This window comes from Streptomyces yangpuensis, from assembly GCF_001005295.1.
Lineage (GTDB): Bacteria > Actinomycetota > Actinomycetes > Streptomycetales > Streptomycetaceae > Streptomyces > Streptomyces yangpuensis.
The window spans coordinates 1-25,285 of sequence record NZ_LBMK01000011.1 but is presented as its reverse complement, the minus strand read 5'-3'; the positions used below and the strand labels follow the sequence as shown (position 1 = coordinate 25,285).

At 73.6% G+C, this 25,285-nt stretch carries 24 protein-coding genes and 4 pseudogenes; 10 read left to right on the top strand and 18 right to left on the bottom strand.

Going from position 1 to position 25,285, the window contains the following annotated elements:
- Nucleotides 1–186 precede the first annotated feature (186 nt).
- A complete protein-coding gene (galK, locus tag AAT21_RS37235; protein ID WP_046780664.1) occupies nt 187–1,350 on the bottom strand; it encodes a galactokinase in 1,164 nt (387 codons plus the stop codon).
- Nucleotides 1,347–2,375, bottom strand: coding sequence for a galactose-1-phosphate uridylyltransferase (galT, locus tag AAT21_RS37230; RefSeq protein ID WP_046780791.1), 1,029 nt, complete (start codon nt 2,373–2,375; stop codon nt 1,347–1,349). Before galT ends, galK begins: the two co-directional genes overlap by 4 nt.
- A gap of 200 nt (nt 2,376–2,575) precedes the next feature.
- Between galT and AAT21_RS32980 the strand changes: the two genes are divergently transcribed.
- Together AAT21_RS32980 and AAT21_RS32975 are read left to right on the top strand one after the other, a co-directional pair.
- Nucleotides 2,576–3,139 carry a type 1 glutamine amidotransferase domain-containing protein gene (locus AAT21_RS32980; protein WP_046780663.1) on the top strand — a complete coding sequence of 188 codons (564 nt, stop codon included), beginning with the start codon at nt 2,576–2,578 and terminating at the stop codon, nt 3,137–3,139.
- Nucleotides 3,140–3,439: 300 nt separating this feature from the next.
- Nucleotides 3,440–5,506 (top strand): SpoIIE family protein phosphatase, encoded by a 2,067-nt coding sequence (locus AAT21_RS32975; RefSeq protein WP_046780790.1) that lies wholly within the window; start codon nt 3,440–3,442, stop codon nt 5,504–5,506.
- Between the two features lie 44 nt (nt 5,507–5,550).
- Here the strand turns inward: AAT21_RS32975 and AAT21_RS32970 are convergent, their stop codons facing one another.
- Together AAT21_RS32970 and AAT21_RS32965 are read right to left on the bottom strand one after the other, a co-directional pair.
- Complete coding sequence (locus tag AAT21_RS32970) at nt 5,551–6,318, bottom strand: NPP1 family protein (protein ID WP_046780662.1); 768 nt, start codon at nt 6,316–6,318, stop codon at nt 5,551–5,553.
- A gap of 545 nt (nt 6,319–6,863) precedes the next feature.
- Entirely contained in the window at nt 6,864–7,742 is an 879-nt protein-coding gene (locus AAT21_RS32965) for an SDR family oxidoreductase (protein WP_046780661.1), read from the bottom strand.
- A gap of 87 nt (nt 7,743–7,829) precedes the next feature.
- Between AAT21_RS32965 and AAT21_RS32960 the strand changes: the two genes are divergently transcribed.
- The gene (locus tag AAT21_RS32960) at nt 7,830–8,297 is read left to right on the top strand and encodes a MarR family winged helix-turn-helix transcriptional regulator (RefSeq protein WP_046780660.1); all 468 of its coding nucleotides are present in this window, start codon (nt 7,830–7,832) and stop codon (nt 8,295–8,297) included.
- Between the two features lie 32 nt (nt 8,298–8,329).
- On the opposite strand, the gene AAT21_RS32955 is transcribed toward AAT21_RS32960, so the two are convergent.
- The 12 genes from AAT21_RS32955 to AAT21_RS32895 all read right to left on the bottom strand — a co-directional run bounded on the left by AAT21_RS32955 (nt 8,330) and on the right by AAT21_RS32895 (nt 18,783).
- Entirely contained in the window at nt 8,330–9,748 is a 1,419-nt protein-coding gene (locus AAT21_RS32955) for a sensor histidine kinase (protein ID WP_046780659.1), read from the bottom strand.
- On the bottom strand, nt 9,745–10,470 hold the full coding sequence (locus tag AAT21_RS32950; protein ID WP_046780658.1) for a response regulator transcription factor: 726 nt from the start codon (nt 10,468–10,470) through the stop codon (nt 9,745–9,747). Before AAT21_RS32950 ends, AAT21_RS32955 begins: the two co-directional genes overlap by 4 nt.
- A 32-nt stretch (nt 10,471–10,502) precedes the next feature.
- Nucleotides 10,503–11,063, bottom strand: coding sequence for an HPP family protein (locus AAT21_RS32945; RefSeq protein WP_046780657.1), 561 nt, complete (start codon nt 11,061–11,063; stop codon nt 10,503–10,505).
- A gap of 240 nt (nt 11,064–11,303) precedes the next feature.
- Nucleotides 11,304–11,870, bottom strand: coding sequence for a hypothetical protein (locus AAT21_RS32940; RefSeq protein ID WP_046780656.1), 567 nt, complete (start codon nt 11,868–11,870; stop codon nt 11,304–11,306).
- Between the two features lie 110 nt (nt 11,871–11,980).
- Nucleotides 11,981–12,763 (bottom strand): cytochrome c biogenesis CcdA family protein, encoded by a 783-nt coding sequence (locus AAT21_RS32935; protein WP_046780655.1) that lies wholly within the window; start codon nt 12,761–12,763, stop codon nt 11,981–11,983.
- On the bottom strand, nt 12,760–13,374 hold the full coding sequence (locus tag AAT21_RS32930; protein WP_046780789.1) for a TlpA family protein disulfide reductase: 615 nt from the start codon (nt 13,372–13,374) through the stop codon (nt 12,760–12,762). The genes AAT21_RS32935 and AAT21_RS32930 overlap by 4 nt, the downstream gene beginning before the upstream one ends.
- The gene (locus tag AAT21_RS34805; protein ID WP_052758087.1) at nt 13,371–14,135 is read right to left on the bottom strand and encodes a thioredoxin family protein; all 765 of its coding nucleotides are present in this window, start codon (nt 14,133–14,135) and stop codon (nt 13,371–13,373) included. Before AAT21_RS34805 ends, AAT21_RS32930 begins: the two co-directional genes overlap by 4 nt.
- A 333-nt stretch (nt 14,136–14,468) precedes the next feature.
- Nucleotides 14,469–15,026: a hypothetical protein gene (locus AAT21_RS39535; RefSeq protein WP_235439308.1), complete on the bottom strand. Its 558-nt coding sequence runs from the start codon at nt 15,024–15,026 to the stop codon at nt 14,469–14,471.
- A 191-nt stretch (nt 15,027–15,217) separates the two neighbouring features.
- Nucleotides 15,218–16,078, bottom strand: coding sequence for a CAP domain-containing protein (locus AAT21_RS32910; protein WP_046780654.1), 861 nt, complete (start codon nt 16,076–16,078; stop codon nt 15,218–15,220).
- A 300-nt stretch (nt 16,079–16,378) separates the two neighbouring features.
- A complete protein-coding gene (locus AAT21_RS32905) occupies nt 16,379–16,810 on the bottom strand; it encodes a VOC family protein (RefSeq protein WP_046780653.1) in 432 nt (143 codons plus the stop codon).
- 33 nt (nt 16,811–16,843) lie between these two features.
- The gene (locus AAT21_RS32900; protein ID WP_046780652.1) at nt 16,844–18,001 is read right to left on the bottom strand and encodes an agmatine deiminase family protein; all 1,158 of its coding nucleotides are present in this window, start codon (nt 17,999–18,001) and stop codon (nt 16,844–16,846) included.
- A gap of 176 nt (nt 18,002–18,177) precedes the next feature.
- Nucleotides 18,178–18,783, bottom strand: a complete 606-nt coding sequence (locus tag AAT21_RS32895; RefSeq protein ID WP_046780651.1) for a TetR/AcrR family transcriptional regulator — start codon at nt 18,781–18,783, stop codon at nt 18,178–18,180.
- A gap of 111 nt (nt 18,784–18,894) precedes the next feature.
- On the opposite strand from AAT21_RS32895, the pseudogene AAT21_RS36345 reads away from it, so the two are divergent.
- The 3 genes and pseudogenes from AAT21_RS36345 to AAT21_RS32885 form a co-directional block, all read left to right on the top strand.
- A pseudogene (locus AAT21_RS36345) lies at nt 18,895–19,674 on the top strand (serine/threonine-protein kinase); the annotation flags it as partial.
- Between the two features lie 601 nt (nt 19,675–20,275).
- Nucleotides 20,276–20,428, top strand: a pseudogene (locus AAT21_RS39530) (agmatine deiminase family protein); the annotation flags it as partial.
- Between the two features lie 120 nt (nt 20,429–20,548).
- Nucleotides 20,549–21,130: a TetR/AcrR family transcriptional regulator gene (locus tag AAT21_RS32885; protein WP_200904500.1), complete on the top strand. Its 582-nt coding sequence runs from the start codon at nt 20,549–20,551 to the stop codon at nt 21,128–21,130.
- Nucleotides 21,131–21,265: 135 nt separating this feature from the next.
- Here AAT21_RS32885 and AAT21_RS40120 read toward each other — a convergent pair.
- Nucleotides 21,266–21,529 (bottom strand): annotated as a pseudogene (locus tag AAT21_RS40120) (helix-turn-helix domain-containing protein); the annotation flags it as partial.
- On the opposite strand from AAT21_RS40120, the pseudogene AAT21_RS39520 reads away from it, so the two are divergent.
- The 4 genes and pseudogenes from AAT21_RS39520 to AAT21_RS32860 all read left to right on the top strand — a co-directional run.
- Nucleotides 21,483–22,318: pseudogene (locus tag AAT21_RS39520) on the top strand (Tn3 family transposase); the annotation flags it as partial. The pseudogenes AAT21_RS40120 and AAT21_RS39520 overlap by 47 nt on opposite strands.
- 462 nt (nt 22,319–22,780) lie before the next feature.
- A complete protein-coding gene (locus AAT21_RS32870; protein ID WP_046780647.1) occupies nt 22,781–23,605 on the top strand; it encodes an AraC family transcriptional regulator in 825 nt (274 codons plus the stop codon).
- A 79-nt stretch (nt 23,606–23,684) separates the two neighbouring features.
- Nucleotides 23,685–24,149: a cupin domain-containing protein gene (locus AAT21_RS32865; protein ID WP_046780646.1), complete on the top strand. Its 465-nt coding sequence runs from the start codon at nt 23,685–23,687 to the stop codon at nt 24,147–24,149.
- A complete protein-coding gene (locus AAT21_RS32860) occupies nt 24,146–24,865 on the top strand; it encodes an SGNH/GDSL hydrolase family protein (protein ID WP_046780645.1) in 720 nt (239 codons plus the stop codon). The genes AAT21_RS32865 and AAT21_RS32860 overlap by 4 nt, the downstream gene beginning before the upstream one ends.
- Before the next feature lie 169 nt (nt 24,866–25,034).
- Here AAT21_RS32860 and AAT21_RS39515 read toward each other — a convergent pair.
- The coding region (locus tag AAT21_RS39515) for a hypothetical protein (RefSeq protein ID WP_235439307.1) at nt 25,035–25,285 on the bottom strand (251 nt) is incomplete at its 5' end.

Genomic DNA, 25,285 nt, shown 5'->3' with positions numbered 1-25,285 from the left:
CGGCGCGGGGCAGGAACCGCCGGGCCGTGTGCTCGTACGCGTTCGGGTGCCGGCCGGCGCGAGCCGGAGCCGGGCGGAGGCCGCCCCCGGCCGGCAGGCCCGAGGGGGCGGGCCGCCGTGCCGTGCGGCGCGTTCCGCCCGGCCCGACGGATGGAACAGCAGCAGGCCGCAGCCCCCGTGCGCCGGTCAGCCGAGGCGGCGGGCCCCCGGCGACGGGACGGCCTCCAGTACGGCCGGTGCTGCGAAGCCCGCCGCCGCGAAGGCGTCCGTGACGGCCCGCGCCACGCTCCCGGCCGCCGCGGCCGGGACCAGTGCGATCACGGAGCCGCCGAAGCCGCCGCCGGTCATCCGGGCACCCAGGGCGCCGGCGGCCACCGCGGCCGCCACGGCCAGGTCCGTCTCCGGGCAGGAGACCCGGTAGTCGTCCCGGAGGGAGGCGTGGCCCGCCGTCAGCAGGGGCCCCAGGGCCTCCGGCTCGCCCGCCGCCAGAGCGGCGACCGCCCGGCCCACGCGGGCGTTCTCGGTGACCACGTGCCGGACCAGCGGCGCCAGCCCGTCGGGCAGTCCCGCGAGGGCGCCCGGCAGCTCCGCCTCCGCGAGGTCCCGCAGGGCGGCCAGGCCCAGCAGCGCCGCCGCCCGCTCGCACCCCCCGCGCAGTGCCGCGTACGCCCCGTCGGCGAGGTCGTGCGCGACACCGGTGTCGAGCACCAGCAGGCGCAGCCCGTGCCCGGTGAGGTCGAAGGGGACCTGCCGGACCTCCAGGGTGCGGCTGTCGAGGTGCAGGGCGGCGCCCTCGGCGCAGCAGACCGACGCCATCTGGTCCATGACCCCGCAGGGCACGCCGGCGAAGGCGTTCTCGGCGTACTGCGCCACGCGCGCCAGCTCCGGCCGCGACAGCCGCAGCCCGTACAGCTCGTCGTAGGCGACGGCCAGCGCGCACTCCAGGGCCGCGGAGGAGGACAGGCCGGCGCCCGTGGGCACCGTGCTGTCCAGGTGCACATCGGCGCCGCCGACGGGCAGGCCCCGGTCCCGCAGCGCCCAGACCACACCGGCGGGGTAGCGGGCCCAGCCGGCGACCGCGCCGGGGACGAGGTCCGCCACCGCGAGCTCGGTGATCGCGCCGTCGCCCTGGGCGCTGTGCAGGCGCAGCAGCCCGTCCGCGCGGCGCCGGGCCGCCAGCACGGTGGTCTGCGGCAACGCCATCGGCAGTGCGAAGCCGTCGTTGTAGTCGGTGTGCTCACCGATGAGGTTGACCCGGCCCGGAGCCGCCCAGACCCCGTCGGGGGAGCGGCCGTGGATCCGAGCGAACTCACGGCGTACGGTGGCGGCTTCGGCTGCTGCCCCGGTCACAGGGCCTCCCGCAGCCGCCGGGCCGCCGCCTCGGGCGCGACGTCGTTCATGAAGGCGTCCATGCCGGCTTCGGTCCCCGCCGTGTACTTGAGTTTGTCGGCGCTCCGCCGGACCGTGAACAGCTCCAGGTGCAGCGCCAGTTCCCCGCCCCCGACGAGCGGCGCCTGGTGCCAGGCCGCGACGTAGGGGGTGGGCGCCGCCAGCCCGAAGAGCCGGTCGAAGCGGCGCAGCAGGTCCAGGTACAGGCCGGGGAACTCGGCGCGCTCCGCCTCGCCGAGCCGGGTCAGGTCGGGGACCCTGCGGTGCGGGTACAGGTGGACCTCGTACGGCCAGCGCGCGGCGTACGGGACGAAGGCCGTCCAGTGCTCCCCGGCGAGCACCATGCGTTCGGTGGCCGCGCGGGCCTCTTCGAGGACGTCCTCGAAGAGGTTGCGCCCGGTGCGGGCGCGGTGCGCGGCCGCGGCGGCGATGTGCTTGGCGGTGCGCGGGGTGGTGGTGGAGAAGGCGTAGATCTGGCCGTGCGGATGGGCCAGCGTCACACCGATCTCCGCGCCCCGGTTCTCGAAGCAGTACACCTGCCGCACGCCGGGGCGGGCGGACAGTTCCGCGGTGCGGTCGGTCCAGGCGTCCAGGACCAGCCGGGCCCGCTGCGGGGTGAGGCCGGCGAATCCGGCGTCGTGCTCCGGGGTGAAGCACACCACCTCGCAGCGCCCGGCCTCGCCGGCCAGGGACGGGAAGCGGTTCTCGAAGACGGCCACCTCGTAGTCGGCGGCCGGGATCTCGCTCGGCCGGCCGTCCCGCGACGGGCAGAGCGGGCAGGCGTCCGCCGGCGGGTGGTGGGTACGGGACTGGCGGTGCGCGGCGATGGTGACCCAGTCGCCGGTGGTCGGGTCCCGGCGCAGCTCCGGGGCGCTCTCGACCCGGTCCGGTGGGCGCCGGTCCTCGGCCCCGCGGTCCCGGCCGGGGCCGCTGTCGTAGTAGATGAGCTCGCGGCCGTCCGCGAGTTCGGTGACGGTCCTGTGCACGGGCACGTCCTCGCCTGTCTCGTCGGGGTGACGGCCGGGGCCGACGCGTCCGGCGATCATACGGCCGTCCCGGGGAGTGGATCATCCGACGGCCGCGCGGCCCGGGCCGCGCAGCCGTTTGTCCGCCGCCCGAAGGGGCAGGCGCACAGCGCGGACGGGGCGGGCAGGAGGCGCACCAGCGTGGAAGGGACGTGACGGCGATGAAGGTGGCGTTTCTCGTGGCGCCGGAAGGAGTGGAGCAGGTCGAGCTGGAGAAGCCCTGGCAGGCCGTGCAGGACCAGGGCTGGCAGCCTCGCCTCGTCTCGACCGAGAGCGGCGAGGTCCAGGCGTTCCACCACCTCGACAAGGCGGACACCTTCCCCGTCGACGACGTGGTCGGCGTGGCCGGACCGGAGGAATACGACGCCCTGGTGCTGCCGGGCGGCGTCGCCAACCCCGACGCCCTGCGCATGGACGGGCGCGCGGTCGCCTTCGTCCAGGGCTTCTTCCGCACCGGCCGGCCGGTGGCGGCGATCTGCCACGCCCCGTGGACGCTCGTCGAGGCGGGCACGGTCCGGGGCCGGACCCTGACGTCCTGGCCCAGCCTCGCCACCGACCTGCGCAACGCCGGCGCCACCTGGGTCGACGAGGAGGTACGGGTCTGCCGCGCGGCGCCCGGCACGCTGATCACCAGCCGCAGGCCCGACGACCTGGACGCCTTCTGCGCCGCCTTCGTCGAGGAGTTCGGCGCCGGTCCGGTCGCCGCCGGCCCGGCCCGGCCCTGACGGCGCGGGTGTACGGAAACCCTGCGGTGGAGCCGAGACCGGAGGTGGGCAGTGAGCGGCGGCGGTGAGGGCGGCCTGGCGGATGCGGGCGCGCGCCCCGAGGGCCTTCGGCCGCGGGACGAGGCGGACGACGCGCTGCACGAGGTGCACGAGGCGCGGGCCGACGGGCACGAGGCGCCGGGCGGCGGGCACGACGCGCCGGACGATGCGCACGAGGCGCCGGACGGGCACGACGCGCCGGGCGATGCGCACGAAGCGCCGGACGACGCGTACGAGGCGTTCGGCGACGCGGACGACGCGTTGGACGAGGCGCTGACCGGGACGATCCGCCGGACCGGGGCGTCCGCCGGCGGGGTCCACCTCTGGGCCGGCCCGGAGCACACCCGGCTGGCGCTCGTGGTGCTGTGCGGCGTACCGACCGAGGTGGCGTGGCCGTGGCACCGGATCTCCCCGGCCGACTCCAACCCGGTGAGCGACGCCGTGCGCCAGGACCGGCTGGTCTGGATCGGCTCGCAGGAGGAGCTCGCCCACGACTACCCGCAGGCCGCCGTCAGCCTGCCCTACGAGTTCTGCCTGGCCGCGGCGCCACTGAGGGGCCGGCGCGGCTCCCACGGCGCCCTGCTCCTGGTCTGGCCCGCCGGCCGGGACCGCACTCCGACCCCGCGCGAACAGCACCACATCGTCGCGGCCGCCCGCCGTATCGCCCGGACACTGGACGAGGCCGCCGGCCTGCCCGCGATCCCCGAACGGCCCCGCGTCATCCCCGCCACGTCCTTCCCGGCGTACGCGGGCCGGCCGGCCCAGGCGGCCGCCGACTGGGCCGAGCGCCTGCCGGAGGGCGCCCTGGCCCTGGACCTGGAAGGCCGGATCACCTTCGTGGACGGGACCGCCGCCGCCCTGTTCGGCCGCGGCTCCGGCGAGCTGCTGGGCACCTGGCCCTGGCAGTCCCTGCCATGGCTGGACGCACCCCTGGTCGAGGACCGCTACCGCTCCGCCGTCCTCAGCCGCGAGCCGGTCGAGTTCACCGCCCTGCGTCCGCCGGACGTCCCGCTGCGCTTCCAGCTCTATCCGGACTCCAGCGGCATCAGCGTCCGCGTCACCCGCGCCGCCCGGCACGAGGAGACCCCGCCGTCCGGCGGGCCGACGGGTACCCCCGTCCCGCACACGGGCCGGATCCACCAGCTCCTGCACCTCGCCGCCGCCATGACGGAGACCGTCACGGTCCGCGACGTCGTCGAACTGGTCGCGCACCAGGTGCTGCCGGCGTTCGGAGCCGACGCCCTCGTCCTGTCCGCCGCCGACGCGGGCCGCCTCAGGATCACCGGGTACCACGGGTACGACGCGCGGACCATCGAGCGGCTCGACGGCCTGCCCCTGGACACCGGGCTGACCCCCGCCGGGCAGGTACTGGCCGACGGCGTTCCCGCCTTCTTCGGCGACCGGGCCGCGATGGCCCGCGCGCACCCCGGCGCCACGCGGGTCAGCGGCAAGGAGGCCTGGGCGTTCCTGCCGCTCACCATCTCCGGCCGCCCCGTCGGGTGCTGCATCCTCTCCTACGAGCGGCCGCACACCTTCACCGCCGACGAGCGCGCCGTCCTCACCTCCCTGGCCGGACTGATCGCGCAGGCCCTGGACCGGGCCCGGCTGCACGACGCCGCGCACGACCTCGCCCACGGCCTCCAGCAGGCCCTGCTCCCGCACACCCTGCCCGTGGTGCCGGGCCTGGAGGCCACCGCCCGGTACCTGCCCGCCGGCCACGGCATGGACATAGGCGGCGACTTCTACGACGTGATCCCGCTGGACGCCACCAACGTGGCGGCCGTCATCGGCGACGTCCAGGGGCACAACGTGGCCGCGGCCGCGCTCATGGGCCAGGTCCGCACCGCCATCCGGGCCGCCGCGGGCGGCCCGCCCGGCGCGGTCCTGGCCCGCACCGGCCGTCTCCTGTCGGGACTGGACACCGATCTGCTCGTGTCCTGCCTCTACGTCCACATCGACCTCGCGAGCCGGTGCGCGACCCTGTCCAGCGCCGGGCACCCACCACCGCTGGTGCACGCCCCCGGCTCCCGGCCGCAGCGGGTGGAGGTCGATCCCTGGCCGCTCCTGGGCATCGACACCGGCACGCGGTGCCCCGTCACCCGCCTGGAGCTGGCGCCGGGGACCCTCCTCACCCTCTACACCGACGGGCTGGTCGAGAAACCCACCGCGGCCGGCATCGACGCCGAGCGCGGTACCGACGACATCGCCGCCGTCCTTGCCGAGCACGACGGGGCGGACCTGGACGACATCGTCGAGGCCCTGCTGCGCGGTATCGGGGCGGCCTCCGGCCACACGGACGACATCGCCCTGCTCCTCCTGCGTCTGTGACCGCGCGAGGAGCCGCGCCTTACCCCGGGTCGACCGGTACGGGGCTACAGGTACGGGTCGAAGGGGATGCCCGCCGGCTTGGCCTTCGCCAGGTGGGAGGCGAAGGAGGCGTCCTTCAGGCCGAAGTGCGCGCTGCCGAAGTCGGCCTGGCTGAGCTTGTCCCGGAGCGTCGCCGGGTATCCCGACCAGCCGACCAGCGGGGGGTACTGCCAGGTGCCGCGGTGGTTCTCCGGCGGCTCGTCGTTGCTGTTCGCCGCGCGGAAGCAGTGCGTGCCGACGCCGTCCTTGTGATAGACGATCTTGGGGTGGGTGCCGTCCCAGCGGATCCGGTCGCGCGCGTGGACCACGAAGTCACCGTGCGCGGATGTGGCGACGTACTTCGCCTCGTCGCCCTGGATCCACACCACCACGTGCTCCCAGTCGTGGCGGTGGCCGCCGAGGCTGATGCCGGGGATCGCCTGGTCCTTCTCGAAGTAGAGCGCGTAGACCACGGCGCACCAGCCGTTGTTGCACTTCCAGCGGGAGTACCCGTTGGTGTTGGCGAGGTCCGAGGCGTCCCGGCAGTTGCCGTCGAGGGCCCCGGTGGGCTTGAGTCCGCCGTTGAGCACCCCGGTGGGGCCGATGGCGGGTGTCGGATAGCAGCCGTCGGTGTCGTAGTCGTAGGCGGGCTGGAAGGTCCGCTCGATCGCCTCGGCCTGGCCGGGCAGTGCCGCGGGCGGAGCTGCGAAGGCCACCTGCGGGACGCCGACGACGAGCGCCAGGGCGGCGCCGACGACGACGAGGGATCTCCGGACGTGACGGTCGGTCCGCACAACAGGCCTCCTGGCCGGTCGGGTTCGAGGGTCGCGGGCCGGCGACGGCCACCGTCGACCGGCACGCCCGGAGCATCATTCGCGAACCGGCTCGGCACGGCAAGGGTCCGCGCAGCTTCTTCTGCGCCCGCGCGGGCTCGAACCACCCGTCAGAACAGGAGAGTTGATGACATGTCAGAAATGGCGCCACGGGGGCCGGGGCGCGTGCCGGGGCCGGGAGCGGCCCCCGTACGCACGAAAGGTCCGCCCCCTGCGAGCAGGGGGCGGACCGGGGCCTCGGCCGGGCGCCGTCACACGGTCACAGGCCGGCCGTGTTCATCAGGATGATGGCCGCCAGGTTCAGGAGGATGACCGTGACGACGATGCCGATCCCGATCCAGGCCTTCCGCGATTCGTCCATGGGCGAGGGGCACCTCCCGACAGGGACGCGCCGCCGCGCGGCGCTCCGCCGGCCGGACGGTGCTCCGTCCGGCCTCCTCCCATGCTGACCCCCCGGCCCGCGAACCGCAGGTCGGCCGCGGCGCCGGGCGGCGGGGCCGGATCCGTCAGGCCACCCAGGTGCCCGTCATGCCGAGCACGGCCGCGCCGTCCTGGTCCGTCAGCTTGGTCCCGGTGAAGTCGCGGGCCCACTGCGAGGTCTGGATGCGGAAGGCGGGACGGTCGGCGGTCAGCGCCTCCATCACGGCCTCGGCCGCGCCGGCCGGGGTCTGGGCCGATCCCTCCGTGAACTGGCTCACCGTACGGTCGATGTAGGTGCGCAGCGCGCCGGCGTACGGTCCGGCCGCGGCGATCCGGGCGTCGAGGTCGAGCCCGATGTTGTTGACGAACTCGGTGGCCACCGCGCCCGGCTCGATGACGGACACGGCCACGCCGAGGGTGCTCGCGACGGGCGCCAGGCTCTCCATGTACCCCTCCACCGCGAACTTCGCCGCGCAGTAGGCCTCGTTGAAGGGCTGGCCGATCACGCCGCCGACGCTCGTGACGGTGATCAGGCGGCCGCCGGTGGCCCGGAGGTGGGGCAGTGCCGCCTTGGAGACGTTCAGCACGCCGAAGAAGTTGACCTCCATGACCTCGCGGACGTCGGCCACGGTTTCCAGTTCCAGGGTGCCGAGGTGTCCCGCGCCGGCGTTGTTCACGACCGCGTCCAGGCGGCCGTAGTCGGCGATCACGCCCTCCACCGCCGCGGTGACGGACTCCTCGTCGACGACGTCGAGGTGGCGGATGTCGATCTCGACACCCGCCTCGGCGGCGGCCTCGCGCAGGGCGTCGGCCCGTCCGGTGTCGCGCAGCGTGGCGACGGTGCGCCATCCGGCGCGGGCCGCGGCGACGGCCGCGGCCAGCCCGATGCCGGAGGAGGTGCCGGTGATCAGGACGGTACGGAGGGAGGCGTCGGCGGTGGCGGGGGCGGTGGGGGGCGTGGACATGGCGTTCCTCTGGAGACTCGGATTTATGTGCGTGCACACACACTTTAAAGTTATGTGCGTGTGCACGCAACCTCTAGACTGTGCGACATGCCGAAGAAGCTCACAGAAGCCGAGATGCCGACGGCCGACCACGCCTTCTACGGGCTGGTCTGGGCCGGCACGACGATGACGGACTGCGTGGACAAGGCCCTGGTCAAGGCCCACGACCTGCCCGTGTCCTGGTTCGAGGTCATGCTGTGGCTGGCGTCCAGCCCCGAGCCGGTGCCCGCCTCGGTCCTCGGGAACAGCACCCTGCTCAGCCGCAGCCAGGTCTCCCGGGTCGTGGACGCGTTGCAGAGCCGCGGCCTGGTGACGCGTACGCCGTCGGCGCGCGACGCGCGCTCGGTGGAGGTCGCCCTCACCCCGGCCGGACGCACCCTGTTCGCCGCCGCGGACACCACGCGGCGTGAGGCCCTGGCGCCCGTCTTCACCGACCTCCTCGACACCGAGGACCTGGAGGCCCTCGGCAGGGTGTGGCGCAAGCTCAAGGCGGCCAAGGCCGCCCAGGCCGGCTAAAGGGCGTACGGCCGGGCGGGCGGCGTCGGCGGCTACCTGTTGCGCGGCCAGACCGGGCGGCGGCGGGAGGACGCGCGCGGCCGGCGCAGCCTGCGGCCGGAGGGGGCCGAGGGGGCCAGCGCGAAGGTCACCGTGATGCGCGCACCCCCGAGCGGGCCCCGGGCGATGCGCATCGAGCCGCCCGTGGCGCTCGCCGCGCGCTGCGCGATGTCGAGGCCCAGCCCGGTGGATCCGGTGCTGCTCCCTCGGGAGAGGGCCCGGTCCGGATCGGGGATGCCGGGGCCGCCGTCCTCCACGACCAGCTCCACGGCCTGGGCCGTGCGGAGGACCTGGACGCCGAAGGGGGTCCCCGGCGCCGTGTGCCGGAAGATGTTGCCGATCAGCGCGTCCACCACGGCGGCGATGTCGTCGTCGGAGAGGCTGACGGTCGTCGGCTCCTGGGTCAGGTCCAGGGTGCAGGACCGGTTCTGCTGTTCCGCCAGGACCGTCCAGAAGGAGGTGCGGCGGCTTACGACGTCGGCCGCCTCGCAGCGCGCACCGGCGGCGGCCCCCGCACCGGCCGCGGGCCGGGCCGCCGCCGGTTCCGCACCGAGCAGGCCCTGGCCCATGGGGCCCACGGCGAGCGGGGTGCGCGCCGCGGCGATGATGGCCTGCAGCTCCGTCTCCAGCTCGCCGACCGCCGCCTCGACCCTGGCCGACTCCGGTGTGCCGGCCATCCGTTCCGACGCGAGGTGCAGGGCGGTGAGCGGGGTCCGCAGCCGGTGGGACAGGTCGGCGACGAGTTCGCGTTCGACGGCGAGCAGCTCGGTCATCCGGTGCGCCATCGCGTTGAAGGCGAGGCCCGCGTCCCGCAGCTCCTTGGGGCCCATGGGGTCCACGCGGGTGTCCAGATCGCCCCGGCCCAGCGCGTGCGACGCCTGCGCCAGCCTCTTCGAGGACCGGACGACCTTCGCGCCGAGGCGGTCGGCGACCAGGACGGAACCACCGACCAGCCCCACCGCGAGGAAGAGCATCACCGCCCACGATTCCTTGACCCCGCGGGTCAGTTCCGCCTCGGGGACGAAGTTCTCGATGACGGCGACCTGATCGCCGGGGAGCACCACCGGCTGGAGGCAGATCCAGCCGTCCGGGATTTCCTGGGAGATGGACTCGCGCCCCTCCTGGGCCCGTTCGAGCAGCGTTGCCGGGGCCCTGGAGGTGCCGAGGGGCCCGGAGCCCGGCAGGTGCACGACCAGGTAGTCGGACGCGTCCAGGCTCGCAGCGGACTCCCGCAGCGCGTTCGGGTCCGTGGTGAGGGTGAGGACGGGTGCCAGGGCGGCGGCGCGCTGTTCGGCCGCGTTGACGCCCTGCTCCTTGACCAGCGACAGCACCAGCGCGGCCAGCGGTATGAGGAAGGAGAGGGCGACCATCGAGGTCACGGCGAGGGCCACTCCGGCCAGGGAGCGCCTCAACGCGGGGCCACCAGTTTGATGCCGACGCCGCGGACGGTCAGCAGGTAGCGCGGGGCCGCGGCGCGTTCGCCGAGCTTGCGCCGCAGGGAGGACAGGTGCACGTCGACGGTCTGGTCGTCCACGTACGGCTCCCGCCAGACCTCGGTCAGCAGCCGGCGCTTGGAGACGACCTGCCCCGAATGGTGGGCGAGGAAGGCCAGCAGGTCGAACTCCCGGCGGGTGAGGCGCAGCTCCCGCCCGGCCAGATACGCGGTGCGCGCCCCCGGGTCCACCGCCAGCTCGCCCACGACGGTGGCCCGCAGCGGCTCGGCGGCCGCCGCGACCGGTGCGCCCGCGGCGCCGGCCCCGGCGGGCGGAACGTGGCTGGTGCGCCGCAGGACGGCGGACAGCCGGGCGACGAGCTGACCGCCGGAGAAGGGCTTGACCAGGTAGTCGTCCGCGCCCGCGTTGAGGATCTTGATGATTTCCGACTCGTCGTCCCGCGCGGTGGCCACCAGCACGGGCACGGAGGATATGCCCCGGATCATGCGCAGGGCGTCCCCTCCGTCCAGGTCGGGCAGCCCGAGGTCGAGGACCACGGCGTCGACCGGCGTCTGGGTGACCTCGCGCAGCGCGCCGAACCCGTCGGCGGCGCTGCGTACGGCATACCCGTGTTCCGTCAGGACCTCGATCAGCGACTGGCGGATGCTGGGGTCGTCTTCCACGACCAGGACGCTCGGCATGCGGACACCTTAGGGGCTCGGCCGGCCGGGGCTCACCACCAGTACTGCGGGTAGCGGGTGCCGGTGCGGTGGGCGCGGGAGAGGGCAAAGCCCGCGAGGACGACGAGCACGGCGGCTCCGGCCAGCAGCGGGACGAACGTGCGCGGGTCCGGCGTACGCAGGACGATGACGACGGCGGTGGCGCAGGCGGGGGAGTGCGGGGTCCGGGCCAGGGTCATCACGGCGAGCGCGAGGCCCGCCGCGACGGCCGCCACCCAGGGCGAGCTGCCGAAGGCGGCGAGTCCCGCGTATCCGACGGCGGCGCAGAGCAGGTGACCGCCGATCACGCTGCGCGGCTGGGCCAGCGGCAGGGCGGGCACGCTGTGCACGATCGCCGCGGACGCGGCCAGCGGGGGGATGAGGACGGGTTCGTGGATGGCCGCGCCGATGGCCACCAGGCCCAGCATGACGGCGGTGGCACCGCTGACGCTGTGCAGGACGGTGCCCGGCGCCGGAGCGGGGGCGCGTCCCGCGAGGCGCGGCAGGACGCGGGCGCGCGGGGCCGCGGACGGGCCGGGACGCGCCCGTTCGGGGGCGATCTGGTCGGTGCTCAAGGGGGATGACGTCTTCGGGGCAGGGCCGGCGGGCATACGTCCGTACGGCGGTGAACGGCGGGAGGGCGGGCCGATCCCCTCGGCGGCCCGTGCAACCGGCGGGTCGGCGGTCGGCGGGGCCGGGGGGCTGTGGCCCGGGGGTGCGGCGGCCCGGGGTGGGGGCGGCCGCGAACCTCCTGGATCATACGAACCCTCCCGAACCGGGCAGTCGCCGGGTCGGCGCGCCTGCCCGGTCCGCCGTCAGGAAGCTTCGAACGTCGGCCCGTCGCCGGTGATGCGCAGCCGCACCGGGCGGTCGGACACCGGGATGGTGCAGCCGTCCCGCGTGCTGCAGCTCGCGTAGCCGACCAGTACCGTCGCGTCCCCGTTCCCGTCGGCGCGGACGGGCAGCGTCGTGGTGACCGGGCCGTCGGGGTAGACGGGGACCTGGGCGTCGACACCGGGCACGCTGATCGACTTCACCTCCGCGGCCGCCTTCAGACCGCCCCGGGCCTTGAGCGCCCCGGTGACCGCCACGGTGGTCGGCCGGCCGACCCCCTCGATGCCGGTGGCGGGCAGCTCGGTGCTGTAGAGGTGGAAGCCCTTCGCCTCGGGGGTGAAGACCGCGGTGAGGGTGCCCCCCGAGGCCTTCCAGTCGGTCACCGTCAGGGTGACGGTGACGCCGTTCTCGGAGAAGCGCGTCGTGGGCGCGGAGCCGGCGGAGTCCGCGGCGGGCTGTCCGCCGCACGCCGACAGCGCGGCCAGGGAGAGGAGGGCGGCCGCGACGCGGACCTTGCGGGAGCGCCTCACCTGCGTGGAAACGTTCATCTGTGCCTCTGTGGTGCGTGTCGCGTGCGCGCACTTGCGCTCGTCACGCGATCGGGTCGGATCGGTCTTGGTTCTCGGGGCGAACGGAGCGAATGGGGTGAACGGCCCGGCTAGAAGACGGCGGTGAAGTTCGCGCTCCACAACTGCAGGCTGTAGACCATGTCGTTCCACACGCCGGTGGCCAGCAGCAGACCGACGAGTACGAGCATCCCCCCGCCGATCCGCAGGACCCACGGGTAGTGGCGCTTGACCAGCCCGAAGGCGCCCAGCGCCCGGCGGAAGGCCAGCGCGGCCAGGACGAAGGGCAGCCCCAGCCCCAGACAGTACGCGGCCATCAGCAGGGCGCCACGGCCCGCGCTCGCCTCGGTCCAGGCCAGCGCCTGCACGGCGGCCAGCGTCGGCCCGATGCACGGGGTCCAGCCGACCGCGAACACCGCCCCGAGGGCGGGGGCTCCGGCGAGGCCCAGGGCGGGACGCCGGTGGCTGCGCAGCTCCCGCTGGGTGAAGCCCGGCAGGAACCCCATGAAGGACAGCCCCATGAGCACGGTGAGGACACCGAGCACCTGGGTGATCACCTCCTGGTGGGCCAGCAGGCTCCGGCCGAAGTAGCCGAACAGGGCGCCGCCGGAGACGAGGACCGCGGTGAAGCCCAGGACGAACAGCAGCGCGCCGGTCGCCATCCGGCTGCGGCGCCCGCCGCTCGCCTCCGCCAGGTCGGCGACCGACAGGCTGGTCACGTAGCTCAGGTAGCCCGGTACGAGGGGCAGCACGCACGGCGAGAGGAAGGAGACGAGTCCCGCCACGAACGCCACGGGCGCCGCGATCGCGAGGGTTCCGTTCACGAGGGAGGAGGTGTCCGTGACGGCGAGCGTCCACTGCGCGGCGGCCGTCACGACTCCTCCTCCAGGACCCGTGCGAGCAGGGGCCGCAGCTGCTCGTCGGTGACGGCGCCCCCGATGGCGGCGGCGACGCGTCCGCGGCGGTCGATGACGAGGGTCGAGGGGATCGCCTGCGGGTTGACCAGGGCGGGAGGGAAGCGGAGCAGGAGCTCGCCGTCCGGGTCGTGGAGGCTGGGGAAGGTCATGTCGTGGGCCCGTACGAAGGACCGTGCCGCGGCCCGGTCCCGGTCCCGGGTGTTGATCCCGAGGAAGCGGACCCCGTCGGCCCGGGTCTGCCGGCTGAGCCGCTCCAGGCCGTCCGCCTCCGCACGGCAGGGGCCGCACCAGGAGCCCCACGCGTTCAGGACGACGACCTGGCCCCTGAAGTCGCCGAGCGCGACCTGCTTCCCGTCCAGGTCGGCGCCGGCCAGGGCCGGCGCCTCCCGCCGGGCGCCGGGGTCCATGACCTTCGCCCCGGCCGCCGCGGCGATCGCGTCCGGCCGCCCGGCCCTGGTCCCCGCGGCGGCGCCGTCGTCCGTCCACAGGCCGGCGGCGGCCAGGACGGCCGCCACCGCCAGGCCGGTGGCGGCCGGGACGAGGACGGACGCCCGTACCGGTCTTCTCATGACGCCCACTGGCGCAGGAAGGCGTTGATGCCGTCCGCGGTCAGCGACGGGTTGCCCGTGACGTGGGTGTCGGTGCGCACCGTGCCCGACGGCGAGACCACGACCAGGACGGGCATCTTGTAGGTGCCGCCCGAGGGGCTGTACTTGCGCAGGAGCGCGGAGTTGGCGGAGCTGTTCCCGCCGATGTCCACCTTGACCATGTGGTACGAGGCACCGAGGATACCGGCGGTCTGCGACTGCGCGAACACCTTGTCGGCGGCCTTGCAGTTGCCGCACCAGTTCGCGCCGAAGTCGAGCAGGACCATCCGCCCGTCCGCCTTGGCCGCGCGCAGTGCCGCGTCGATCTGCTTCTGCGCGTCGGCGGAGCTGTCGTAGCCGGGGCCGGGGACCTTGGCCGGCGCGGGGGCGGCGGACGTACGGGCCGGCTTGGCGGAGCCGCCGCCGGACGAGGCGGAACCGGACGGCGTACGCGAGGCGGTCGCCGAGGCGGAGGCGGAGGCCGAGGCGGACGCGGACGGCGAGGCCGACGCCGTCGGGGACGTCTCGGCGGTGGGCGTCGCGGACTGCGACCCGGAGAGGGCCTGCGCGGACTGGCCGGCGGTGGCCGCGGCGGCGGAGCCGGCGGGCTCCGAGGACGGTCCGCAGGCCGCGGTCAGGCCCGCCGCGACGACGGCCGCGGCGACCAGCGGCAGCCGCCTTCCCAGGGGCGCGGCGGGGCGGGGCGACGTCGTACGGCGGTCGGCGCGGACGGGTCGGAGCATGCGAGAACTCATGGCGGAGACACCCCAGGGCACGGTTCGGACTGCGGGACGGGCGGGTAGCCCCCCGGCTCGGTGAAGACGGCGGCCCGCCGCTGCTCCCGGGTGTCACACCCCGGAGCCGACGGCCGCTCGGCTGACGCGAGCATAGGACCGCGCGGGGCCCGTGGGACCCTGTCGGGGGCGATCTTGAGCTTGCCCTAAGGAAGAGCTCACCTTCCGCTTCGCCGGGCCCCGGCCCACGGGCGCACACAAGGTGGCGATCACCGCGAAAGGGGCTGGACACCCCTGGAAGGGCCGAGCGGGACAGAACGCCCGCGACGGCAGGCCGGGCCCTCAGAAGGAGGATTCGCGCACGCTGGCCTTCGCGCTCGGATCGATCGTCGCGGTGATGACGGACCGGTGGTCGGCGCTGGTGAACGTGACCGTGAGGGTGCTGTCCGAGGTCTGCGACGTGGTGGTCCTGAAGCCGCGGCTGGGGACCGCGGAGATCAGGCACACACCCCGGCTCCCGTAGCGCACCGTGACCTTTCCGCCCTGTGCGGGAACGGTGTACAGGCCCGCCCCGCCCTCCTCGCAGTCGACCTTCCTCGGGGCAGCGGTCCTGGGCGCGCTGGACGTGGCCTTGACGGGGGTGGGGGCGGCCGTCGTGGGGGAGGGGCTCTGCGAGGCCGTGGGCGAGGGGCTGGACGACGCGGTCGGGGACGGCGTGTCCGCGGGCGGGCTGCCCGCCTGCCAGGCGGGAGGCGTGTCGATGACCGTCGGGGCGGACCGTGCGACCGGCGGTGTATGCCGGGTCGTGCCGACCACGAACTGGACCGTCGCGAGCACGGCGGTCACGCTGGCGGCCGTGCAGGACAGCCATATGAGCAGGTAGCGCGGAGTTCGGGGCACGGCCCCATAGTGTCCGACGCGCCGGCCGGTCTGTCACCGGCTCCCCCCGAAATAGCCCGGACCGGTGTGTGGGGTCGCGGGCGAACGCCGACGTCCTCCCACCCGGGTGCGGGTGGGAGGACGTGGCTGTGGGGGGTGGTTCAGGGGGGAGCAGGGGCGTTCGCCCGGTAAGTCCCTTGTGCGGTAGGTGGTTACCTCGGGGCGCCGAAGTTCTGCGTCCACCACGGGCCGCCGTCGCCCTTGTGGACGCCGATGCCGATCTCCTTGAAGGCGCAGTTGAGGATGTTGGCCCGGTGGCCGGAGCTGTTCATCCACGCCTTCATGACGGCGTCCGCGTCGGCCTGCCCGCGGGCTATGTTCTCGCCCAGGTTGGACCACTTGTAGCCGGCGGCCTCCACCCGGCTGGTCATGGTGGACCCGTCCGGCCCGGTGTGCGACATGACACCGGCACGGGCCATGGTGTCGCTGTACCCGCGTGCGGCGGCGCTCAGCTTGGCGTTGGAGGTCAGAGCGCCGCACCCGGCGGCCGCCCGCTCCTTGTTGACCAGGGCGAGCACGGCGGACTCGGCGTTGGTGTTGACGGTGCCGCCGCCCCCGCCCGTGCTGCCGCCCCCGCCGGTGCTCCCGCCGCCCCCGCCCGTGCCGCCGGAGCCGCCGCCCGTGGTGGTGGCGGGCTTGCGCGTGGGCTTCGTGGCCGGGGAAGGCTCCGACTTGGTCTCGGCGTCCTGCGCCGTCGCGGGGTCCGTGGGGGTGGCGGACGCCGAGGCGGAGGCGGAGGCGTCGGGCGTCGGGGACGCACTGGCGCTCGCGGTGGCCGCGGCGTCGGTGGTGGGCGAGGCGGCGTCGGGGGTGGGAGTCGCCGTCCCGGAGGACGTTCCGGCGGCGTCGGTACGCCGGTCGGTACGCGTGTCATCGCCGGAGTCGGCCACCGCGACCCCCACCGCCACCACCGCGGCGGCCGTGGTGACGGACAGCACGACGCGCGTGCGCATCGTCTTCTTCCGTCGGGCCTCGACGCGGGTCTGCGTTTGGGGAGTTCGGCTGCGGCTCATGCCGGTAACACCTCGCAAGAGAAGGGGAGGAGGGGACTCCGCCCGAGCCTAGGCCGGTGACCAGCGAAAAGATCCCCCTGGAGGCGTTCTTCAAGTTCCCTTAAGGAAGCCCGCAGGGTCAACACAGGGACGAGTCGGGCAATCGTGCCAACTCGGCCTGGCGCCAGGGGTGGTGACCTGTCCCGGCCGAGGCCGGAGAGCTCCCCGCCCGCACAAGAACGTGCCCCGGGGCCGGTGTTGCCGTCCCGGGGCACGTAGGTGATTCCCTGCCCGTTCCGCTCTTCTGCCGGAAGAGAGGGCCTAACCCCCGAAGTCGGGCAGGACGAGGGAGCCGTCCTCGGTCAGGGTGAAGCCGGGGTTGTGGGCGATCTCCCAGGCGTGGCCGTCGGGGTCGGTGAAGACGCCCGAGTAGAAGCCGATCGCGTTGACGGCGGCCGGCCGGGTGACGGTTCCGCCGGCCGCCGCTGCCGCGTCGAGGACGGTGTCCACCTCGGCGTCGGCGCGTACGTTGTGGGCGAGGGCGATACCGCCGAAGCCGGCCGGCGGCGCGTCGGGAAGACCGCAGTCCGCGGCCAGTTTCCCGCGGTCCCAGAGGACCAGGGCCAGGCCGCCCGCCTGGTGGAAGACCGTCTCCTCGACCTCGGTGCCGCGCCAGCCGAGCGCCGTGTAGAAGCGCTTGGCGCGGGCGAGGTCCGCGACCCCCAGGGTGACCAGGCTGATCCGCTGTTCCATACCGCCACCGTAACGGCCGGGCGGGGGATCCGCTCAGGCGGCGGGCTTGCCCGGCTGGTCGTGGGTCGAGCAGTGGATGCCGCCGCCGCCCGAGGCGATCGTGTCGATGGCGACCGGCACGATGTCCCGCTCGGGGAAGTGCTCCTGGAGGATGCCGCGGGCCCGGTCGTCGGCCTTGCGGTCGCCGAACTTCGGCATGAAGACCGCATCGTTGGCGATGTAGAAGTTGGCGTAGGTCGACACGAAGTCGTCGCCCTCGCCCGTGATCCTGTTCAGGTCGGGCTGCGGCAGGTCGATGACCTCGAAACGCCGCCCGCGGGCGTCCGTCGCCTTCGACAGGACGGACTTCGCCTGGTCGGCGGAGCGGGACCACGAGTCGGCCGGGGTGCTGGGGTGGGCGCGGTCCAGCAGCACGACACCGGGGGCGGCGAACCGGACGAGGCTGTCCACATGGGCGTCGGTGATGTCCTCGCCGCGTACACCGGCCAGCCAGACGACCTTCTGGACGCCCAGGGTCTGCCCCAGCTCCGCCTCGATCACGTCCCGGTTCTTGCCCCGGTTGCGGTTGTCGTTGACGATCGAGCTCTCGGTGACCAGCAGGGTGCCCTCGCCGTCCGTCTCGAAGGAGCCGCCCTCGGAGACCAGCGGGGCCTGGATCCGGGGGATCCCGTACTTCTGGAGCAGGGTACGGGCGACCGCCCCGTCGTTCTTGTGCTCCTGCTTGTTGCCCCAGCCGTTGAAGTTGAAGTCGACGCCGAGGACCTTGCCGCCCTCCTCGACGAAGACGGGGACGGTGTCACGCGCCCACAGGTCGTCCACCGCGAGCGGGATGACCTCGACGTCGTTGCCGCAGGCCCGCTGGGCCGCCGCCACCTGGTCGGGCCGCGCCATCATGACGACGGCCTCGTACTGCCCGACCGCCCGGGCGATCCGTGCGATGTCCTCGCGCACGTGGCCCAGGTCCTCCTCCCACACTCCGGCGGCCAGGGCCGGCCAGGACATGAAGGTACGGGTGTGGCTCTCCCACTCGGCACCGAGGCGGCGCCCGTCGGCCGCGGGGGCAGACCCCTTCGTGGCCTCCGGCTGCACTCCGGCGGCGGACGGGCCGCAGGCCGAGGCGCCGGCGACGGCCGCGCCGATTCCGGCGAGGGTGCGCAGGACGGTCCGGCGGGTGGGGGGAAGGAAGGGCACGGGGAACTCCGATCGTGGGCTGGCGGGGGTACATCCGGCCAGGGCGGGCGCGAGGTATCACATAGGCCGACAGACCGGGCCCTACGGACAAGGGTGCGCGCTCCGCACCGCGAACGGCCGCTCTGCAGGGAGAAGTGATGCGGCCTCGTGTCGCCACTGTGGCACTGACTGGAAATTCAGTCAATTCGAGGAGCAGGGGAACCCAGTCGGCCCAATTCCACTCCGATGGCCTCGCGCACCAGGTCGCGAGCGTGTCGCAGGGGGAGGAGGCCGCTGAGCCAGCGGACGCTGAGCCCCTCCAGCAGAGCCGTCAGCCGCTCCGCGGCCGCGGTGACGGCGCCGGGCGGGGCGGCCGGGCAGAGCTCGGCGAGGTGGCCCGCGATCTCCGCCGCCCAGGCCGCACCCGCGGCGGCGAGTTCCTCGCGCAGCTCCGGGTCGAAGACCGAGTGGGCACGCAGCTCGCCCCAGGCCGTACTGTTCTCGCGAACTTCGGGCAGGTCCTGGAACTCCAGCAGCAGGGTCCGATCCAGCAACTGCCGCGGACCCGGCGGCGGGGCCCCCGGGCCGGTGTGCCGGGTCGTGGCGGTGTAGCGGCCGGCCCGGTCGCCGATGAACGCCAGCGCGTGCCGCAGGATGCCGGCCCGGTCCTCGAAGTGGTAGTAGATCAGGGCGGTGGACACGCCGGCCTCGGCCGCCAGGTCCGCCATCCGCAACCCCCGGACGCCCTGACGTGCGATGACCCGCGCGGCGCCGATGAGGATTTCTGTTCTTCGGTCGGTCACTGCGTGATCCCTCCTGGCCGGGTGCGTCTCGCATTGTCACACATTGACTGAAACTTTAGTTAGCAGCACGATGCGGCCAGATCATTGCCGCATCGTTGAAAGAGCTACCGCATGTCCGAGCGCCATCCCGGAGCGCAGCCTGCCGCCGCACCTGCACCCGCCCCCACCCCTGCGGCGCCGGCCGCCGACGACCCGTACGAGATCGGCGGATACCGCCTCCACGCCCGCCTCGGCGCCGGCGGCATGGGGGTGGTCTACCTGGCGTACACGCCGGGCGGCCGCCCCATCGCGCTGAAGGCCGTCCGCAGGGAGTTCGCCGCGGATCCCGAGTTCCGGGAGCGGTTCGCCCAGGAGGTGGCCAGCGCCCGCCGGATCCACGGCCTGTTCACGGCCCAGGTCGTCGACTCCGGTGTCGACGACCGCACCCCCTGGCTGGCCACCGCCTACGTGCCCGGCCCGTCCCTGCATGAGGTGGTACGACGGCACGGGCCGCTGCCCGCGCGCACCGTCCTGCTGCTCGTCGCGGGCATCGCCGAGGCGCTCCAGGCCATCCACCGGGCGGGCGTGGTCCACCGCGACCTCAAGCCGGCCAACGTGCTGGTGGCCGGGGACGGGCCGCGCGTGATCGACTTCGGCATCGCGAGGGCGGCCGACGCGGCCGCGCTCACCGGCACGGGGCTGCGGATCGGCACCGCCGCCTTCATGGCCCCAGAGCAGGCGCTGGGGCACCGGGTGACACCGGCCACCGACGTCTTCGCGCTCGGCGCGCTCGCCGGGTACGTGGCGGGCGGCGTGCCGCCCTTCGGGAACGGCCCCGAGTCCGGGGCGCTGTACCGGGTGGTCCACGAGTGCCCCGGCCTCACCCGCGTACCCCCCGACCTGCACGACCTGATCTCTTGGTGCCTGGCCAAGCGCCCGGAGGACCGCCCCGCGACCGTCGAGCTGATCGCGTCCGTGCACGCGCACCCTGAGGTGGGCCCCCGGCCGGAGTTCAACGACGGCTGGCTGCCCGTCCGGGTCCGGGACGAGGTCGGGGACCGGCCCGGCGCCGGGCCGTCCGCGCCGCTCCATGTCCATGCCGCGAGGGCGGCCCCCGTCCGGGCCGCCGCCGGGGTGCACGCGCCGACCCTCGCGGAGGCGGCCGGGCCCGGCCACGCGCAGGACGCCCCGGCATCGAGACACGGCCGGCCGCCACCCTGCCCTTCGGTGTTCTCGCCAAGGCGCGGCCGTTCTGCGTGCGCAGTCCGGACCGCGGCGAGATCGCGATCGTGCGCCTGGTGGAAGCGGGCGCCGACGGCTCCGTCACGATCGTGGCGGACCAGTACCGCCGCACCTGAACGACCCGCCCCTCCTCCCCTCCACCTCTTGACTGAATTTTCAGTCAACGCAAGGATGCCGAGCCATTCCGCCTCTTCCCCTCAGGAGGACCCATGGACACGTCCCGCACCACCCGCCGCCGACTGCTCCGGTTCGGGGCGGCGGCCCTGCCGCCGTGAACGGCGCGGTCGTCGCACCGGAGTTCGGCGACGGCCACGCCGACGGCCTGGCGTACGCGATCCTCCAGGCCGCCTACCCCGACCGGCAGGTGGTCCAGATCGCCATCGACAACGTCGCCGCCGGGGGCGGCGGCATCCACTGCGCCACCCAGTCCCACCCACCCGGCCGTGCCGCCCGCCCTCTGATGACCGCCGCGCCCGCACCGGCCCGCAGGCCCCGCGCCGGGCCGCGTATGCCCGCACCCGAACGCCCCGGTAAGGTGCGGTCCATGGCGTCTCGCAGCACTCAGATCCTGGAAGCGGCCGCCCGGGTGATCGCCCGGCGCGGGGTCCGCGGGCTGCGCGTGGAGGAACTCGCGGCCGAGGCGGGCGTGTCCACCGCCCTGATCTACTACCACTTCAAGGACCGCACGGGGGTCCTGCGCCAGACCCTGGAGTTCATCAACGACCGGGCCGAGCGCTACACCACGGACCGCGACCCGGACGCCCCGCCGCTCTCCCCCCGGGAGGAGCTGGAGGAGACCCTGCTCCTGGAGCTCCAGGACACCGTGGAGGTACGGGAGAACAGCTCGGCCTGGGGCGAACTGCGGGCGAGCGCCGTCTTCGACGAGGTGCTGCGCGAGGACCTGGCCAGGGCCACCCTGGTCTGGGTCCAGGAGGTCGCCGCGCTGCTCGGCCAGGTCCACCCGATGGCCCCCGCCTCGTCGCTGGCCGCCGCCGCGGAACGGCTCACCGCGCTGCTCGAAGGGCTCAGCATGCGCTGGCTCAGCGGCGGCATCAGGATCGGCCATGCGCGGGAGCTGATGAGCGGCGCCATCGACGCCGAACTGGCCGGCCTCCGCCAGGGCTGACCCACCCGTTCCGACGGCCCTGGGGCAGGAGCCGAACCCGCCCCGGGATGGCCTGCCCCTTTCGCTGCGCTTTCTATCGGCGGTGGTGGCCACCAGGTCAGCCGGGGTGCAGGAGAGGATGTCGCAGAGCGCGGCCATGACCTGCAACGACAGGCGTTCCGGGGTGCCGGAGACCAGGCGGTGGACCTGAGAGGCGGACAGGTCGATGCCGCGCTCGCGCAGCAGGCGACGCCAGTGGTGGGCCGGGCGATCCCGCACCGAGGAGACGCCCTCGGCAATCACTTTGTTGACCGTGCGGACCCAGGAGCTGGGGACCACCTTGGAGCGTCGCTGGTCGGTACGAAGCTGGATCGCCGCGGCGAACGCCGCGCTGATCGCCGCCCAGGCCGAGGTGCCCATCGTGAAGTTCTGGGGTGACGGCCTGCTCGCCTCGGTGGAGACGGGCTGCGGTTCGTCGTTCCCGTGCGGACCGTGAGCGCGGCGCCGTCGCCGAAGTACCTCGGGTTCAAGCGCGGCGTCACCTGGCTCAACGCAGTCAACGACCAGGTCGCGGGCATCGGGCAGATGGTCGTCCCCGGCACCCCGTGCGACTCCCTGCACATCCTGGAGGCGTTGCTGAACCTCGACGGCGGCGTGAAGCCGGAGATGGTGGTTCGACCGACAACGCCTCCTACTCCGACATGGTGTTCGGCCTGTTCAAGATCCTCGGCTACAACTTCAGCCCCAGGTTCCGTCGCACTGGCCGGGACATGCTGAAGGTAGCCGGGTCCTTGGTGACCAATCAGGTCCGCGCCTACGACCTGCTGCGCATGTTCGGCCGCGACGGCCGCCCGACCCCGCTGGGGGCGGCGTTCGCCGAGTACGGGCGCATCGCCAGGACCGAGCACCTGCTGCGCGTGGTCGACCCGGTCGATGACACCTACCGCCGTCAGACGAACCGGCAGCTCACCGTGCAGGAGTCCCGTCACAAGCTGGCCCGCGACGTATGCATCGACGCCGTCGTCGCCCAGCTCCAGGCCGAAGGTCCGCGAGGAGGACGTCACTCGGCTCTCCCCGCTCAAGCACCGCAACCTGAACCTGCTCGGCCGCTACAGCTTCACCGCCTCGACCCCGGCCGCCGACGCCCTGCGCCCACTGCGCGACCCGGACGCGCCCGAGCTGGACGAGGACGACGAAGGCGTGGACTGAACGCCCGCATCGGGGTGACGCGGGCATATCAGGTGGCCGAGGTGCTCGGACATCGCGAGCGCTGGTGGGGAGCTGATGTCAGGCTGCCTGGTATGCCGTACATGGGTAGCAACCCGAATACTCCGGAAGGGGCCGTGAAGCCGCGCAATTGCTGGTCGGGGCAATGTCGGGCAGCTGGTTCACGGTGGTTAGGCTGCTCAGGTCTTTGTCGCGTCGTGTTTCTTCGGGGTGTCAGTGACGTCGATCGACCGCACCGCGTACCCGCGGTTCGTACCTGAGGTGTTTCCCAAGGCTGGACCAGGTTCCCGGGTCCGCGCCGGCTCCTTCGCGTGGCGTGCTGGGGCTGGCCGAGGACGTGCCGTGCGTGGTGGACGCGGACCGGACTGGCAAGCGGCACGGCGGTGCAGTTGATGATCTTGCCGGGGCTCTCCGGCTCGCACTCCGAGTAGGGAGGAAGGCCGCATGGCCACCGGGATCGGTGCACGTCCGGCGCCCGCCTTGCGGCGGTACGTCGACTCGTATGTCGGCTTCGACCTCCGCGGGCTCGCGGCGGGAGTGCACTGCGGCACGCCGAGTCGCTTTCTCACTGCGGTGATCAGCCTGTCAGACCCTTTGGAGGTTGCGGCGGGCGTTGGCGACGGGTCACCAGTCACCCGATTCGGCAGTGTGGCCGGCGGTCTGATGGGCCGGTCCGTCGCGATCCACCACGACGGACGCCAGCAAGGTGTGAAGGTGGCGCTGACACCGCTCGGGGCTCGGGCCATCTACGGCATGCCCGCCGCCGTGCTCGCCCACCGACTGGTCCCACTGGACGAGCTTCTCGGAGCGCTTGGCGTCGAACTGGCCGACCGGCTCCGAGCGGCATCGACATGGGCGGCGCGGTTCACCGTACTGGACGAGTTGCTGCTGCGAGCTGTTGGCCAGGGCGCCGGCAGCGACCATGTGCGCCGGATGCGCCCCGAGGTGGCCGAGGCCTGGCGCCGACTCGTCGTCGCACGGGGCTGCGTCCAGGTCGGTGCAGTCGCCGAGGAACTGGGCTGGAGCCGCCGGCACCTCACCGAACGGTTCCGTGGCGAGCTGGGCCTGTCGCCCAAAGCCTTCGCCCGCGTTCTCCGCTTCGAGCACGCGCATCACCTGGCGACGGCGCGGGACCCGCTCCCATGGGCCGAGGTGGCGACCATCTCCGGCTACGCCGACCAGGCCCACCTCGTGCGGGACTGGAGCGAGTTCACGGGCCGAACGCCGACGGCCTGGCGTCACAGCGAGGTCCTCCTCGGGACCGGGTAGTCGCCGACCGCCCGTCGCGTCGGCTTGTGTTCCCATTCCTTCAAGACCACTCGGTCGCTGCGGTGTGACGATCGTCGGCATGAGACTCGTCAACGAACACAACACCATCGACCTGCGGACCACCCCCGTGCACCTCGGACTGGGATCGACAGCGAAACCCGTCGAGGGCTTCGCCTGGGCCCCGGAGGCGCTCCAGGCCTACAGCGCCGCGGTTGCGGCAGACGGCGCCGAGGGCCGGATGGTGATGATCTTCGACGGCGACGGCCCCGGCGACCATTGGGAGAGCCACCCCGCCGGCGACGAACTGGTCGTCTGCCTCAGGGGGTCGGTGACGGTCACCCGCGACCTCGACGGAGTGCCCGACCGCATTCTGCTCGGGCCCGGCGAGGCCACCATCAACCCGGCCGGGGTATGGCACGCGGTCGACATGACCGGGCCGACGTCCATCCTGACCATCACCGCCGGCCTCGGCACCGACCACCGTCCTCGCACCGGCACTCACCCGACCGAACGCGTCGGCGTGCCGGGACCGGAAGCATCATGACGACGCGCATCGCCTGCCTCGGCGACAGCCTCACCCGCGCGCTGATCAGCGTCGACTACCTGGACCTCCTCCGACGACGCCACCCACCCGGTGATCTGCAACTTGCTCGCTTCGGCGCCAACGGCGACTTCGCCTACAACCTCTTGCGGAGCCTCGACGCCGTCATCGCGAACCCGTCCGACGTCATCACCGTGTTGATCGGGACCAACGACGCCCGAGCGAGCCTTGCCGGCTACCGCGTCGATAAGGCCATGAAGCGCAAACAGCTCCCCGAACGCCCGTCAGCCGGCTGGTTCCAGCAGTGCCTGGGAGCCGTCGTCGAACGACTGCGAGCGGAGACCGACGCGACGATCGGTCTGCTGTCGCTCCCGGCTCTCGGCCAACAACTCGACGGAGCAGCGGCGCAGGCATCGCAGCGGTACAGCCGGATGATCGCCGAAGTCGCCACCACCAACAACGTGACTTACCTTCCCCTCCACGAACGCCAGATCGAGGAACTGCGCCAAGCGGACCCACCGCTGATTCCCTACCAGGAGGTGACCCTCGCAGCGAGCCTCGGCGTCCTCGTCCAACACGCCGTGCTTCGCTTCAACCTCGACACGATCTCGCGGCGCCGAAACCTCGTGCTCACGACCGACCACATCCACCAGAACAGCCGCGGCGCCACCCTGATCGCTGAGGTCATCGACGCCGGTCTCCTGACCGAGAACGCGTAGCCGGTTCCGGAGCCGCAGCCGGATGGATGCCAGCTACCGCGCGGAGGTGACGTGCGATCCAGACGCCGTGCCGGCGGCGAGCACGCCGGCACCGGCGTCTGGCGGCCGCGAGGGCGTAAGGCCGAACGGGGCGACGGGAAACGGGCAGGCTGGACACCCTCACCATGGTTCAACCCTGCGACCGGGGATCGAACCCCGCCCGAACCTTGTCCTGAACGAGGCCGGGATCGAGGACCCGGTCGCCTTCGAGGAGGACCCGGGCACCTCCAGCCGCCTCCACCCGCTCCAGCGCCCGAAGTTCAGCGTGATCTAGCGCGGAACCCCGGGCGTTCACGTCCGGGAGGAAGCGCTTCTTAACACTGCTCTGACCCGCGCGGGCGCACGGGTCTGCATTATTGACCTCAGCCGGGACGTTTCTGG

Bases quoted from the DNA above. Each gene is read 5' to 3' on its own strand.
- AAT21_RS32965 (WP_046780661.1), bottom strand. From the start codon at position 7,742: ATGTCCACGCCCCCCACCGCCCCCGCCACCGCCGACGCCTCCCTCCGT.
- AAT21_RS32860 (WP_046780645.1), top strand. From the start codon at position 24,146: ATGACGACGCGCATCGCCTGCCTCGGCGACAGCCTCACCCGCGCGCTG.
- AAT21_RS32885 (WP_200904500.1), top strand. From the start codon at position 20,549: ATGGCGTCTCGCAGCACTCAGATCCTGGAAGCGGCCGCCCGGGTGATC.
- AAT21_RS32910 (WP_046780654.1), bottom strand. From the start codon at position 16,078: ATGAGCCGCAGCCGAACTCCCCAAACGCAGACCCGCGTCGAGGCCCGA.
- AAT21_RS32950 (WP_046780658.1), bottom strand. From the start codon at position 10,470: ATGCCGAGCGTCCTGGTCGTGGAAGACGACCCCAGCATCCGCCAGTCG.
- AAT21_RS32905 (WP_046780653.1), bottom strand. From the start codon at position 16,810: ATGGAACAGCGGATCAGCCTGGTCACCCTGGGGGTCGCGGACCTCGCC.
- AAT21_RS32930 (WP_046780789.1), bottom strand. From the start codon at position 13,374: ATGAGAAGACCGGTACGGGCGTCCGTCCTCGTCCCGGCCGCCACCGGC.
- AAT21_RS32870 (WP_046780647.1), top strand. From the start codon at position 22,781: ATGGCCACCGGGATCGGTGCACGTCCGGCGCCCGCCTTGCGGCGGTAC.
- AAT21_RS34805 (WP_052758087.1), bottom strand. From the start codon at position 14,135: ATGCTCCGACCCGTCCGCGCCGACCGCCGTACGACGTCGCCCCGCCCC.
- AAT21_RS32980 (WP_046780663.1), top strand. From the start codon at position 2,576: ATGAAGGTGGCGTTTCTCGTGGCGCCGGAAGGAGTGGAGCAGGTCGAG.
- AAT21_RS32865 (WP_046780646.1), top strand. From the start codon at position 23,685: ATGAGACTCGTCAACGAACACAACACCATCGACCTGCGGACCACCCCC.
- AAT21_RS32960 (WP_046780660.1), top strand. From the start codon at position 7,830: ATGCCGAAGAAGCTCACAGAAGCCGAGATGCCGACGGCCGACCACGCC.
- AAT21_RS32940 (WP_046780656.1), bottom strand. From the start codon at position 11,870: ATGAACGTTTCCACGCAGGTGAGGCGCTCCCGCAAGGTCCGCGTCGCG.